Source organism: Rhizobium sp. AC44/96 (assembly GCF_001692185.1).
In the GTDB taxonomy this organism is placed as follows: Bacteria; Pseudomonadota; Alphaproteobacteria; order Rhizobiales; family Rhizobiaceae; genus Rhizobium.
The window spans coordinates 22,918-36,328 of sequence record NZ_LXKO01000003.1 but is presented as its reverse complement, the minus strand read 5'-3'; the positions used below and the strand labels follow the sequence as shown (position 1 = coordinate 36,328).

Annotated in this window: 14 protein-coding genes; 8 read left to right on the top strand and 6 right to left on the bottom strand. The window is 59.1% G+C overall.

The annotated features are described in order from the left end of the window. Window positions 1–3: 3 nt before the first annotated feature. The gene (locus A6U87_RS30385; RefSeq protein WP_065690533.1) at window positions 4–951 is read right to left on the bottom strand and encodes an ImuA family protein; all 948 of its coding nucleotides are present in this window, start codon (window positions 949–951) and stop codon (window positions 4–6) included. Between the two features lie 162 nt (window positions 952–1,113). On the opposite strand from A6U87_RS30385, the gene A6U87_RS06945 reads away from it, so the two are divergent. Beyond that, complete coding sequence (locus A6U87_RS06945) at window positions 1,114–1,551, top strand: metallopeptidase family protein (RefSeq protein ID WP_065690532.1); 438 nt, start codon at window positions 1,114–1,116, stop codon at window positions 1,549–1,551. Window positions 1,552–1,559: 8 nt separating this feature from the next. Here A6U87_RS06945 and A6U87_RS06940 read toward each other — a convergent pair whose 3' ends face one another. Then, window positions 1,560–1,766: a DUF1737 domain-containing protein gene (locus tag A6U87_RS06940; protein ID WP_065690531.1), complete on the bottom strand. Its 207-nt coding sequence runs from the start codon at window positions 1,764–1,766 to the stop codon at window positions 1,560–1,562. Between the two features lie 11 nt (window positions 1,767–1,777). Further along, on the bottom strand, window positions 1,778–2,686 hold the full coding sequence (locus A6U87_RS06935; RefSeq protein ID WP_065690530.1) for a CoA ester lyase: 909 nt from the start codon (window positions 2,684–2,686) through the stop codon (window positions 1,778–1,780). A gap of 113 nt (window positions 2,687–2,799) precedes the next feature. On the opposite strand from A6U87_RS06935, the gene A6U87_RS06930 reads away from it, so the two are divergent. From A6U87_RS06930 to leuD, 3 genes are all read left to right on the top strand, one after another. After that, on the top strand, window positions 2,800–3,042 hold the full coding sequence (locus tag A6U87_RS06930) for a hypothetical protein (protein WP_065690529.1): 243 nt from the start codon (window positions 2,800–2,802) through the stop codon (window positions 3,040–3,042). Between the two features lie 117 nt (window positions 3,043–3,159). Continuing rightward, a complete protein-coding gene (locus tag A6U87_RS06925) occupies window positions 3,160–3,588 on the top strand; it encodes a glyoxalase/bleomycin resistance/extradiol dioxygenase family protein (protein ID WP_065690528.1) in 429 nt (142 codons plus the stop codon). Between the two features lie 126 nt (window positions 3,589–3,714). Beyond that, entirely contained in the window at window positions 3,715–4,323 is a 609-nt protein-coding gene (gene leuD / locus A6U87_RS06920) for a 3-isopropylmalate dehydratase small subunit (RefSeq protein WP_065690527.1), read from the top strand. A gap of 52 nt (window positions 4,324–4,375) precedes the next feature. On the opposite strand, the gene A6U87_RS06915 is transcribed toward leuD, so the two are convergent. Beyond that, window positions 4,376–5,308, bottom strand: coding sequence for a pyridoxal-phosphate dependent enzyme (locus A6U87_RS06915; RefSeq protein ID WP_065690526.1), 933 nt, complete (start codon window positions 5,306–5,308; stop codon window positions 4,376–4,378). Window positions 5,309–5,485: 177 nt separating this feature from the next. On the opposite strand from A6U87_RS06915, the gene leuB reads away from it, so the two are divergent. The 3 genes from leuB (at window position 5,486) to lpxE (ending at window position 8,400) form a co-directional block, all read left to right on the top strand. Continuing rightward, on the top strand, window positions 5,486–6,598 hold the full coding sequence (leuB, locus tag A6U87_RS06910; RefSeq protein WP_065690525.1) for a 3-isopropylmalate dehydrogenase: 1,113 nt from the start codon (window positions 5,486–5,488) through the stop codon (window positions 6,596–6,598). A gap of 118 nt (window positions 6,599–6,716) precedes the next feature. Then, a complete protein-coding gene (locus A6U87_RS06905; protein WP_065690524.1) occupies window positions 6,717–7,478 on the top strand; it encodes a phosphatase PAP2 family protein in 762 nt (253 codons plus the stop codon). A 79-nt stretch (window positions 7,479–7,557) separates the two neighbouring features. Continuing rightward, complete coding sequence (gene lpxE / locus A6U87_RS06900; RefSeq protein ID WP_198928681.1) at window positions 7,558–8,400, top strand: lipid A 1-phosphatase LpxE; 843 nt, start codon at window positions 7,558–7,560, stop codon at window positions 8,398–8,400. Here the strand turns inward: lpxE and A6U87_RS06895 are convergent. Both A6U87_RS06895 and A6U87_RS06890 read right to left on the bottom strand, forming a co-directional pair. Continuing rightward, a complete protein-coding gene (locus tag A6U87_RS06895; RefSeq protein ID WP_065690522.1) occupies window positions 8,342–10,228 on the bottom strand; it encodes an MFS transporter in 1,887 nt (628 codons plus the stop codon). The two genes, lpxE and A6U87_RS06895, sit on opposite strands and share 59 nt — an antisense overlap. A gap of 270 nt (window positions 10,229–10,498) precedes the next feature. After that, on the bottom strand, window positions 10,499–12,262 hold the full coding sequence (locus A6U87_RS06890) for a glucan ABC transporter ATP-binding protein/ permease (RefSeq protein ID WP_065690521.1): 1,764 nt from the start codon (window positions 12,260–12,262) through the stop codon (window positions 10,499–10,501). Between the two features lie 323 nt (window positions 12,263–12,585). Here A6U87_RS06890 and A6U87_RS06885 point away from each other — a divergent pair, with 323 nt between their 5' ends. Continuing rightward, window positions 12,586–13,326, top strand: coding sequence for a LuxR family transcriptional regulator (locus A6U87_RS06885; RefSeq protein WP_065690520.1), 741 nt, complete (start codon window positions 12,586–12,588; stop codon window positions 13,324–13,326). The last annotated feature ends 85 nt before the right edge of the window (window positions 13,327–13,411 follow it).

Sequence of the window (13,411 nt, the reverse complement as noted above, 5' to 3'; positions counted from 1 at the left end):
GCCTCAGGACGTCCGCGCGAACGCCAGGCGAGCCCCCATTTCTTTCTTGATATCCGGTCGGTTGGAAGATGCGGAAAGTGGAGTGCCAGAATGCGCTGCGCGTTCGTCTGGAAGGCGAGGGTTGGCTGATTGTGAGACGGCGACAAAACGGCGGTCATGAGGGTTCCACTCCAGTAGAAAGGAGAGGGGGGCCGGGTTGCGGCTCTTCTCCAGGGTCAGATGAAAAACCGGATTGCCGATGCTACCGCCCAGCATCGTACCATCCGGCAAGGGGCGCGCCTGTGCCGGCGCGGGTGCGACAAGGAAGCGGAAGCAAGCGCTGCTGGCCTCTTCCTCTCCAGCCTGTCGTAATAGGAAAAGCGGGCGTTTCGATGCTTTCGCCCGCAAGCTCAAGCGACGGCTTTCCGTCAGGCCGAAGGGTTTCGGATTGCCGCGAACCTCCAGGATTGTCGCAGGAAAGACGCCGCTTTCGACTGCCGCTTCGGCAAGCCAAAGGGCATCTTCAAGCTTGCGTGGGCTGGCATAGAAGAACTGGTCTGGTTTCAGGCCGAAATCGCGCAGGCCGACGGCGTAGGGGGCGCCTGCCTCCATCGTGGAAACCATGTCGGCGATCCACAGGATCGGCAGCGAAGCGTTGGAGCTCTGCTCCACCTGACGCTGCAGCATAGCTGCAAGCGCCAGGACAAAGCCGGTGCCGGCACCGGCTTCGCGCAAAAGGTCGGAACGAACCTCTGTGATCCCGTCGAGCGGCAGGCCGCCATCTACCGCTTCGTCGAGTGCGGGGATTCCAAGAGGAAGGTGCAGGCCATTGTCATTCTTGGTGGAGAAGTCCTTCTCGGCCAAGGCTTCGCCTTGCGCTGCAGCAAAGGCCGGCGCGAGCTTTCCCTCAAGCTTTGCAATGGTTTCGCGGAGCGCAAAAAGACGCTCGCGCGTCACGGCCGGCTGTGCCATGACGTTCTCCAACTTTCTAATGTTCCTGTTATGTTCCTATAGATTCCAAAGGTCGGCCGAAGAGTCAACAGCCATATGATGTGAATTTATTCCTGCCTTTGATTCCGCTCTCGAAAATCGTGCGCAAAGGTTCTATATGGGCCGCAAAGGAAGGGAATTTTTATGGCCCGCATAGACCAGAGCGATAATTGGCAGGATCGCCACGCTCCGACGATCAGCACCTTCGAGTCCCTGGCGATGGAAGCTTACAGCCATCTGCCGGAGGAATTTCGTGCTCTGACCACCAATCTGACGATCGAGATCGAAGACTTTCCTGATGACGACGTGTTCGAGGACATGGCGTTGGAAACGCCGTTCGACCTGCTCGGGCTTTTCGAAGGGCGCGGCATTTCGGAACGTTTCACCATGGAAACCGGCGAATTGCCGAACCGTATCCGCCTCTACAGGCGCCCGATCCTCGATTACTGGGCCGAAAACGACGAAACGCTGGGCGATATCATCACCCATGTTCTGATCCACGAGATCGGGCACCATTTCGGCCTCAGCGACGACGACATGGAGCGGATCGAGGAAAGTGCCGAGGAAGCCGCCGAGCGGTAGGCTTTACCTTACTGCTCGGAGAGCTTCATGTCCGGGTGATAGTCCTTGCCTTCAACGTCTTTGACGATTGCCTGGCCAGCCATGACCTGGCCGGTTTGCGCATTGAAGGTGAGCGAGGGCGAGCCGTGCAGAGCCCAGCCCTTGTTGAGGGCATCGGTCACGCGATGGCAGAACGCGGCATCGTCCTGGCCGGTCAGAAGGCGGTAAAGCTTCATAAAATCGTCTTTCATTTCGCCGTTTGGCGCTCTGCGATCAGGCGGGCTTTATGAACCAGACTTTCGGCCTGGACAAGATGCAGCCGCTCGATCATCCGGCCATTGGCGTTGATGACATTGAGCCCATCGGTGGCTGGATCAGCGAAGGCGGCAATGATCGCTTCCGCCTCGGCGACGGCTGATGCGTCCGGACCGAAATGGCGGTTGGCCGCCTCGATCTGCGCCGGGTGGATCAGCATCTTTCCGTCAAACCCCATGGCGCGGGCCTCGGCGCATTCGGCGTCGAAGGCATCTGCATCCTTGAAATCGTTGAAGACGCTGTCAATCGCGTCGAGGCCGTAAGCGCGTACGGCAAGGATGACCTGCATCAGCCATGGCACGAGATAGGTGCGGCCCGGCTGCGGCAGTACGCCCGTTTCCTTGCGCAGGTCGTTGAGGCCAACGACGAAACAATCGAGCCTTGAGCCCGCGGTTCGTCCCGCTTCGGCGGTTGCTGCGGCGTTCAATATGCCGCGCGGCGTCTCGATCATCGCCCATATGCGCAGGGTTTCGGGGGCATCGGCATCCGCGAGGAAATCGCTGACCGTCATGACATGCTGTGGCTCATCCACCTTTGGCAGCAGCACTGCATCCGGCTCGAGCGCGGCAACCAGCTCCATATCGGCACGGCCGAAGTTGGAGGAAAGTGCATTGACGCGGATAATGCGTTCCTTGTCCGGAAGCGGCGCGCCGGCGAAGAAGGCGGCCAGATTTTCCCGTGCCTCGGCTTTCCGTTCAGGCGCCACGGAATCTTCCAGGTCGAAGATCACTGCGTCGCAGTCCAGAAAGCGGCTCTTTTCAAGTGCGCGAGAATTGATGGCTGGAACGCTCAGCACCGAGCGCCGCAAACTCATGGAACGGGTCAAGGGATCTTGGCTCATCACGAATGTGTGCCAAGCTTTGTGACAGCTGGCAAGACAACAAAAAGCCATGCTCATCTTGCAGAGAAGGAAATGAAGGACCACATTCCTTTCCGAAGAAAGGTTTTAAACCCATGCAGAATATCCGTGCCATCTTCCTCTTGCTCGCAGGCATCACCGCTTTTGTTGCACTGGCGCTACTCACCTTTTCGGTGACGCTTGCCGTCGGCGGCATCCTGACGGTGCTTATGGTTGGCCGCGCGCTTTCGATGAAGATGAAACCGGCACCGATCCGCGCTACGGCTAAGGCAAAGCCTCGTTCCGGTGAAACCATGCGCATCTGGAACGACGGGCGCGGCACGATCATCGATCTCTGATCAACGTCGGCCCTGCATTAAATTTTTTCCGAAGCTGTCGGCTTGCGCCATTCTCCCGCGTCCTTGAAGCAGCAAGGCATTTTGCCTCTTCAAAACCCAAGCGAATGGAGGATAAGCATGGATACCGATACCCAGACCAGCAAAATGACGTTGCCGCCGGTGAAGAACAGCCTTCTGCCTTACATCACGGTCGATGGCGCCTTGAAGGCTGCGGAGTTCTACAAACGGGCTTTCGGTGCTGAAGAAGCCTATGTCGTTCCCGTTGATGAAAACGGACGGACGATGCATGTTCATCTCTATATAAACGGCAGCTCGCTCATGCTGAGCGATGCCTACCCCGAACACGGGCATCCGTTCCAGAAGCATCAGGGCTTCTCGCTGCAGCTCATCGTCGACGACATCGATTTCTGGTGGGATCGGGCAGTTGCTGCCGGTGCGGAGGTCGTCATGCCTGTCGAGCTGATGTTCTGGGGCGACCGCTATGGTCAGCTGCGCGATCCGTTCGGCGTCAGCTGGGCAATGAATGCGCCAGCCAAGACGAAATGACGCACAGGGCTGGCTTCGCCGAATCCGCGAGGCCAGCGCCATGGCGCAAATTTTCCTTCATTTTGGCGGAAAACTGGACTAAACGCTGATCAACACACTACGTCTGCTGAAATTGGAGGCCAGGCCATGGATAAATTCGTAAAGCTGACGGGCGTCGCTGCCCCTCTGCCGGTCGTCAACATCGACACCGACATGATCATTCCGAAGGATTACCTGAAGACGATCAAGCGCACCGGCCTTGGCAAGGGCCTCTTCGCGGAAGCCCGTTACAATGAAGACGGCTCGCCGAACGAAGATTTCGTTCTCAACAAGCCGGCCTATCAGAATGCCAAGATCCTTGTTGCCGGCGACAATTTCGGCTGCGGCTCCTCGCGCGAACATGCGCCGTGGGCGCTTCTCGATTTCGGCATCCGTTGCGTCATTTCCACGAGCTTCGCCGATATTTTCTACAACAACTGTTTCAAGAACGGCATTCTGCCGATCAAGGTCAGCCCGGAAAATCTCGACAAGCTGATGGACGACGCTTCGCGTGGCTCCAATGCGATCCTGACGGTCGATCTGGAAAACATGGAGATCACCGGTCCGGATGGCGGCATGATCAAGTTCGATCTGGACGAATTCAAGCGCCACTGCCTGCTGAACGGTCTCGATGATATCGGCCTGACGATGGAGAAGGGCAAGGCGATCGACAGCTTTGAAAAGTCGAACGCTGCATCGCATCCCTGGGCTGCGTAAGCCTCTGAAAGAATGCATGAAAAAGCCGGGTCTCTGCCCGGCTTTTTCTTTGCTAGAGCAGCCGCTCTTTCCATGCTTTCAATTTTTCCAGCGACACGCCAATGCCGCCGCAGACCTCGATAAGGGGGGTTTTGAAGCGCGCGAGAAGATCGGGGTGCACGTCGGCGACCGCCAAGGCCGCGCCGCAGGCGGGTTCGACCAGAATGCGATAGGCGTCGGCGAATTTCAGGCAGGCGGACACCGCCTCGGCATCCGTCACCGTCACGGTTTCGATCGGGTGCTCCTTCGGCAGGTCGAAGACGTGCTGGGCGACTTGTCGCGCGCCGAGCGACGTGGCGATCGAGGTGATGGCGGGCAGGGTGATGCGCTGTCCTGCCACGATACTTGCATGAAATGATGCTGCGCCTTCGGTTTCGACCGCGATGACAGGCACATGCGACAGCCCGTTTCGCTTGAGGCCAGCAACAATTCCAGCCAGCAGGCCGCCACCGCCAACGCTGGCGATCACACAATCGAAGTCGGCTCCCCCGCTGACGACTTCGTCAATGAGCGTGCCATGACCTTCCCAGAGAAGGGGGTGGTCGAAGGGGTGCACGTAGGCCGCCTTGCGTTCTGCGGCGAGACGGATAGCATGGGCATTGGCTTCGTCGAAGACCGAACCGTGGACGAGGACCGTTGCGCCGGTGGCGGCGATCGATTGGCGCACCTCTTCCGAGGTCGTTTGCGGCACGACGATGGTGACGGGTATGCCGAGCGCGCGGCCGGCATAGGCGGCAGCGATGCCGGCATTGCCACCGGAGGCGCAGAAGATCTCCCTAGCGCCGTTTTCCACCTCATGCTGGCAGAGCCTGCCGACGCCGCGCAGCTTGAAGCTTCCCGATGGCTGCACCGCGTCGAGCTTCAGCCAGAGCGGTCTGTTGCTGGCGCTGTATGCGGTGGACGTCCGAAAGAGTGGGGTGTCGAGATGAAGCGGGGAGGCAGGCATTGATGATTTCCGGATAGCGGTCACGATGCCTTCTTGTTGCTCAAGGAAATACCGTGGTCAACTCAATCGAGATTGATGGCAAGTGGTGGCCAACCGTACCGAATCGGCCTCTAACTCGCTTGAAATGCCTGATCCCGAGGGCTAATAAGCCGCAACTTGTTTTTCCCGGAGGGTTTCATGACGACGCGCAATCTTTTCCTGCTGCCGGGTGACGGCATCGGTCCTGAAGCGATGGGCGAGGTCCGCAAGATCATTGCCTATATGAATGAGGCGATGAAAGCCGGTTTCGTCACCGACGAAGGTCTCGTCGGCGGCAGCGCCTACGACGCCCACGGCGCGGCGATCTCCGAAGCCGACATGGCAAAGGCGCTTGCCGCCGATGCGGTCCTGTTCGGCGCCGTCGGCGGCCCGAAGTGGGATGACGTTCCCTATGAAGTGCGCCCGGAAGCCGGTCTGCTGCGCCTGCGCAAGGATCTCGAACTCTTCGCCAACCTGCGCCCTGCCATCTGCTATCCGGCGCTGGCAAATGCCTCGTCGCTGAAGCCGGAGCTGGTCGAAGGCCTTGATATCCTGATCATCCGCGAACTGACTGGCGGCGTCTATTTCGGCGAACCGAAGACCATCACCGATCTCGGCAATGGTCAGAAGCGCGCCATCGACACGCAGGTTTACGACACCTACGAGATTGAGCGCATTTCGGCGGTAGCCTTCGAAATGGCCCGCACGCGCCAGAACCGCGTCTGCTCGATGGAAAAGCGCAACGTCATGAAGTCGGGCGTTCTGTGGAACCAGGTCGTCACCGCGACGCACAAGGACAAGTATTCCAACGTCAAGCTCGAGCACATGCTGGCGGATGCCGGCGGCATGCAGCTGGTGCGCGCGCCGAAGCAGTTCGACGTCATCGTCACCGACAACCTGTTCGGCGACATGCTGTCCGACGTCGCCGCCATGCTCACGGGTTCGCTCGGCATGCTGCCGTCCGCTTCGCTCGGCGCGCCTGACGGCAAGACCGGCAAGCGCAAGGCGCTATACGAGCCGGTACACGGTTCGGCACCAGACATCGCCGGCCAGGGCATCGCCAATCCGATCGCCATGATCGCTTCGTTCGCCATGTGCCTGCGCTACTCCTTCGGCATGGTCACGGAAGCCGACAACCTCGAGAAGGCGATCGCCAACGTTCTCGACAAGGGTATCCGCACCGCCGACATCATGGCCGATGGCGCCAAGAAGGTCGGAACCGTGGAAATGGGCGAGGCGATCCTCACAGAGTTCAAGGCGCTTTCTGCCTGATATTTCACGTGAAACACGTTTCAGGCCCTTCGCATCTGAGGATGCGGAGGGCCTTTGCATTGAAGGGGCTTGTTGCAGCCCCTATCTCCCTCCTGATTGAGAAGAGATCGGGAGTGGAATGAGCGAGAGCGCCGATGACAGGCTGAGTTTCTGGGCCTATTTGAGAAGGCGCTATCAGGCGCGCCGCACCGTCCATCGGCGGGTTCCCTGGAAAGGCTTCGCGTTTTCCGCGATCAATGCCATTGCCATTGCCTTCTTCGTGTTCGACCGTCCGCTCGGACAAGCAGCCAAGGGGCTTGCGCCACCGCTGATCTCGATTGCCGGCGATGTGACCGACATCGGCAGATTGGTCTGGATCCTCTGCGGTCTCTGCACCGTCTTTGCCACTGCCTATCTCGTTCGACGACGGCTATGGAAGGTGCGACGACGATTTCGCCTGATCTATTTCGGGCAGATGACAGCCTATGTCGCGCTGTCCGTACTGTTTACCGCCATCGTCGCCAATCTGTTGAAGTTCGCGATCGGGCGGGCGCGGCCGTTGATCTATGATCAGGAAGGCATCTTCAGCTTTGCCCCTTTCAACATGGATTTCCTGCATCAAAGCTTCCCTTCAGGACATTCGGCCAATATCGGCGCGCTGTTCGTAGCGCTCGCCCTGCTCTTCCCCAGATTCCGTCTGGGCTTCATTGGTATCGGTCTCTGGCTTGGTGCGACGCGGGTGATCATCGGCGTGCATTATCCGAGCGATGTCGCGGCCGGGTTGGCGCTTGGGGCGTGGCTCGCCTTCGCGACATCCATCCTGTTTGCCCGTTTTGGCCTGGTGTTTTCGATCGGGCGCGACGGTGGCTGGCCAACACCTCGGCTCAGCCGCTTGCTATAGCGGCCGTAAAAAATCTGTGTCCTGTCTTTGCTAGGTCTCGGTGGTGATCGAGAAACCCTGAAGCGGACAGCCGGCAGACATGAAATCCATCTTCGCGTCACTTGAGAAACGCAGGCGCCGTTGCTCTGGCTGCATGCCACATCTGCGTTGGCAATCCTGTCTGTTCGTGACGGTCAACGCCGTGATCATCTCGCTTCTGTCGTTCGATGGTCCGGTGGGTGGAGAAAACGTGCCGGCGGCCCTGCGCCGTGTCGGGTTGATGCTGACGGATTTCGGCAAGTCCGACTGGATCATCGTCGTCAGTGCCTTCCTGCTGTTTCAGGGGTGGGCATCGTCACGGATTGCAGTAACCGCCCGTGACCGCCTTCAGGCTCTCAGGATCAGCTGTATCGGAGGCTATCTTCTAACCTCGATTGCGCTCTCCGGGCTGGTCGCCAATCTGCTGAAGCGGCTGATCGGGCGGGCGCGACCGGAACATTTTCAGGAATACGGTATCTTCTCGTTCTCGCCCCTCTCGGGCCATTCCTTCGAAAGCTTCCCTTCGGGTCACGCCACGACGATTGGGGCGTTCTTCGCAGCTTTCGCACTGCTATTTCCGCGTTATCGCATCGCTTTTCTTGCCTGCGCTCTATGGCTGGGCATGACGCGGGTGATGGTGGGAGCGCATTACCCGAGCGATGTCATCGCTGGTCTGGCGCTTGGCGGCTGGTTTTCGATGATGCTGGCGACGGTCTATGCTCGCCACGGCTTTCTATTTCGGCTGGACGGGACGGCTGGCTGGCCGCAGCCGAAGAGACTTTTTCCGGCATTAAAAAACCCGGCGCCTTTCGAGCGCCGGGCCTGGTCTGTCGTATACGGGATGATCAATCCATGGCGTGGATATCTCGGTCCTTTGTTTCCGGCAGGAAGATCAGGCCGATGACCAGCGTGATGGCCGCGAAGACGATCGGGTACCAGAGGCCAAAGTAGATGTCGCCGGTCGCCGCACTCATCGCAAAGGCCGTTGCCGGCAGCAGGCCGCCGAACCAGCCGTTGCCGATGTGGTAGGGCAGCGACATGCCGGTGTAGCGGATGCGGGTCGGGAAGAGTTCGACCAGCAGGGCCGCGATCGGGCCGTAGACCATCGTGACGTAGAGAACCAGCACGAACAGGATGGCGATCGTGCCGATCCAGTTGACGCGTGCTGGATCGGCCGCCATGGCGAAGGTACCGCCGCCGGCGATGTTGTAGACCGCCATATCGGTGACGCCATTGGCTTCATCCGTCGTCAGGAGCTTGCCCGCTACCAGCTTGTCAGCCGGCATGGTTTCCTTGGTGCCGGCGCGGATCGCATCTGCGTTCAGCGCAAGCTCGGGATTGGCGGCTATGAAGGCGTCAAGCTTGGCATCCGGAACCTTGATGGCGCCGCGGTTGAGTGGGTAGCCGCCGTCATGAAGGGCGATGTTTGCACTCTTTTCGAAGGCTGCCGTCAGACCCTTTGCCTTGTCTCCGGCAGCCACGGCGTCGAAGCTGGTGATGGTCTCATCGCCGATCTTCACCGTTGCCGGTTGGCCCGCAGGGCCAGGAACAACGTCGTAAGGCACCGAGTTCTTGGTCAGGAAGGCTGTCGCCACGTCGCAGGAACTCGTGAACTTGGATGTGCCCGTCGGGTTGAACTGGAATTTGCAGTCAGCCGGATCGGCCGTCACCGTTGCGCGGACGGAGGCCTGGGCTTCCGCAAGTGCAGGGTTGGCGGTCCAGGTCATTGCCTTGAAGAGCGGGTTGTAAGTTACCGCCGCAATCAACAGGCCAGCCATGATGATCGGCTTGCGGCCGATCTTGTCGGAGAGCCCACCGAAGACAACGAAGAAGGGCGTGCCGAGGATGAGGGCAATGGCGACCATGATGTTTGCAGACTGCAGATCCACCTTGAGCACGTTCTGCAGGAAGAACAGGGCGTAGAACTGCCCGCCGTACCAGACAACTGCCTGGCCCATCGTGGCGCCGAGAAGCGCAATCAGAGCGATCTTGGCGTTCTTCCACTGGCCGAAGGCTTCGGTCAGCGGCGCCTTGGAACCCTTGCCTTCCGCCTTCATGCGCTGGAACGCGGGTGACTCGTTCATCTTCAATCGTATCCAGACGGAGACGCCGAGAAGGATGACCGAGACCAGGAACGGAATACGCCAGCCCCAGGCAGCGAAGGCGTCCTTGCCCATGATGAACTGGACTCCGACGATGACGATCAGCGACAGGAAAAGGCCGAGCGTTGCTGTGGTCTGAATCCAGGAGGTGAAGTAGCCGCGCCGCCCATTCGGCGCATGTTCGGCCACGTATGTCGCGGCACCGCCATATTCGCCACCAAGCGCCAGACCCTGCAGCAGGCGCAGGCCGATCAGGATGATCGGGGCGGCGATGCCGATGGTCGCTGCACCGGGCAGGACACCGACCAGGAAGGTCGAGAGGCCCATGATCAGGATCGTGACAAGGAAGGTGTATTTACGGCCGACGAGATCGCCGAGGCGACCGAAGACAAGCGCGCCGAACGGGCGCACCAGGAAGCCGGCAGCAAAGGCCAGCAACGTGAAGATGTTGCGGGTGGCTTCGGGATACTGGGTGAAATAGGTTGCGCCGATATAGGTGGCGAGCGAACCATAGAGATAGAAGTCGTACCATTCGAAAACGGTACCGAGCGACGAGGCGAAGATAACCTTCTTCTCCTCGCCCGTCATCGGACCGGCTTTCGCGCCGTCGACGCTTGCGACATTTGCCATTTTCTGTCCTCCGCAGAACGATGTGAAACGCGGCGCGCGACCATACTCTCCTCAAAGCATACCCCGGGTCGCGGTTCGCCTGACAAGAATGTGACAGAAAAACACCCCCTTAAAGAGAGCGGCTTTGGGATTATGACTTTAGTCTAATGCCTTTAGACGGGTTACGCGTGTGCACGCCGGCAATCGAAGGCGACACCTCCCGCGTGCTGTTTGCATAGAAAAAGCCGGATGGCAGGACCATCCGGCTTTATTGTTTCGTCTTGCGATTTCTCAGGCGGCTTCTGTCGTATGTGCCTTGCGGACTTCTTCGTCCGTCAGGATACCGCTGGCGCGCAGCAAGGCGGCGAAGCGGCCGTTGCTCTGGCTGAGCTCGTCGAAGCTGCCTTCTTCGACGACGCGGCCGTTGTCGAGGAAGAGAACCTTGTCCGCCTCGCGAACCGTCGACAGACGGTGAGCGATGATGAAGGTGGTGCGGTTCTGACGCAGATTGTCGATCGCAGCCTTCACGCGGTTTTCGGTCTCGACGTCGAGCGCGCTGGTCGCTTCGTCCAGTACCAGGATCGGCGCATCCTTGAGGATGGCACGGGCGATGGCCACGCGCTGGCGCTCACCGCCGGAGAGCTTGTTGCCGCGCTCGCCGACATGGGTGTCGTACTGGTCTTCGCGGGTCTCGATGAAGTCTGCCGCGGCGGCAGCTTCAGCTGCACGGCGCATGTCTTCATCCGAGGCATTCTCCCGGCCGAGGCGAATATTGTCGCTGATCGAACGGTTGAGCAGGCCGGCGTCCTGGAAGACGGTCGCGATATAGCGGCGCAGCGACTTGCGGGTGATCTTCGTCGTATCGTGGCCGTCGACGAGGATCTGGCCACTGTCGGGGTCGTAGACGCGCTGCAGCAGATTGATCATCGTGGTCTTGCCCGAGCCGGTCGGGCCGACGATCGCAACCGTCTGGCCAGCCTTGGCGGTAAAGGACACGTTGTGCAGGCCCTGTGCCGTGTTGCCGAAGCGGAACGACACGTTGCGGAACTCGACTTCACCCTTCACGTCGGTGATGTCGGCATTGCCGGCCGGCTCTTCACGTTCACGAACCGAGTCTTCGAGAGCGTAGAAGTCCTCGAGCTTGGAGCGTGCTTCGAAGATCTGCGAAGCGAACTGGCGCATCTGGTCGAGACGCGAGATCAAAAGGTTGGCAAAGCCGATGAAGGCAATGACGTCGCCGATGCGCAGCTCGCCGGACTGGACCATGAGCGTGCCGATGACGAGGATGACCATCATGGCGATCGTCGATGCCATGCGGTTCATCGCACCCGCCAGGGCCCACCAGTCGAGCACCGGATACTGAGCCTGCAGAAGGCGGTCGGCAAAGGACTTCAGCGCCTTGGTTTCTGCTTCGATACGGTTGTAGCTGTGCAGGACGGAGACGTTGCTGATGGAGTCGCTGACATGCGAGAAAACCGTATGATAGTGGTTCTCGACCGACGCCTGGCCATCCTTGGTGCGGCTCATGACGAGGCGACCGATCAGCCAGTAGGCAATGCCGAGAACGACGAGCACGCCGGACAGGCGCAGGTCCATCGAGATCGCGGTGGGGATCAGGATCATGATGGCAACGGCAGTTGCCAGGTGATTGCGCATGAACTCGAGCCACAGGCCGAACAGCGTTTCACAGGCGCGCAGCAGCGTATGCAGCGCGTTGGATGTGCCGCGCTGGTGATGCCACGACAGCGGCATGGAGATGATGCGGCCGAAGGCTTCGGTCAGCAATGTGGCGCGGCGGCCGTGAGCCAGCCGGTCCGCCTCACGAGCGACCAGAACGAATGCAATCGTATTGAAGACGGCGAAGGCAGCCCACATGAAGAGGATAGGCTTCACATCACCCTTGCCCGAGATCGCATCGATGATGCGACCGAACAGTACGGGCTCGGCGATGGTGATCGCGGCTAGAACGATGTTCGCGATAACGACCAGGGATACGCGGAGCTTGTAGGCGCCCAGATAGCGCAACGCTCTTGCATAGACCTTGAATAACGACACGGCGATACCTCTTGTGCATCTGCGAAATAGTAGATGATGCAATGCTACTAAAAGCTATCTGAACCGGCGATTAACGGCCGTTCAGGGATCGCTCGAAGGGCGAAAATCGAGGCCACTCGCCCGCGATTTCAGGAGGAAGCACCCAAAATTTTTCAGCGAAAGGCGAAATAATCGCAATTATCACTTGCGTTGCAGGTTCAGACTGGCACACCATAAAATATATTACCTAAGTACGTTTTCAGTTGCATCGGCGACCGTTGAGGTGCCGGCGGATTTCAATGCGGCGATCTGAGTGACAACGCCCAGTCTGACAGGGGCATATTTTGAATATTCATTCGTTAATTCAATTACTTGTTGTTCTGGAGGAATGTCGCAAGCCGGAGACCGTGCTGAGCGAGTTTTCCCACGTCGTCACTTCCTATGGTTTCCAGTATTATGGCCTTCTTCGATACACCAAGCAGACCGACGACCTCGCTAGCATGATGCTTGTCGGCCATTGGCCGGAGAAGTGGCCACAGGTCTACATCTCGAAGAAGTACGTGCTCATCGATCCAGCCGTGCGCTATCTCGCGCATGCACAAAGACCGTTTCGCTGGAGGGAGAGTTTGGCCGCTTTCCGAAAAGACCCTCATTATCGCCGAATGGATCAGATGGTGGCGGACGCTCATTCGCATGGCCTCAAGGACGGCTACACTTTTCCCATCCATGGACGTAGCGGCATTATTGGCAAAATGAGCGTCGGCGGTCGTTCCGTAGACTTGTCGCCGGTCGAAATATCTCTGTTGGACGCGGTTGCGCGTAAGCTGTTCTGGCGCCTTCTCGATCTTCGCGGAGAGTCGTCCCTGTTTGAAAGCCCTCTCGGGGTCGATACGCGCATGACGCGCCGGGAAATGGAAATATTGCAATATCTTGCAGAGGGGCTGACCTCTGTCGAGATCGGCAAGCGTCTCCAGATTTCCAATCATACGGTCGATTGGTACATGAACGGCTTGCAAGACAAGCTTAAAGCCAAGAACAGGCAACACGCAGTCGCGGTTGCCTTCCGCCATGGACTCATCATGTAGTTCCGGAGAAATTCGATTTGAGGGCCGTCGAGGAAATTGAACTTTCCGTGACAGCGCGCTAAGACTTCTCTTCGCGGGTGCAGCA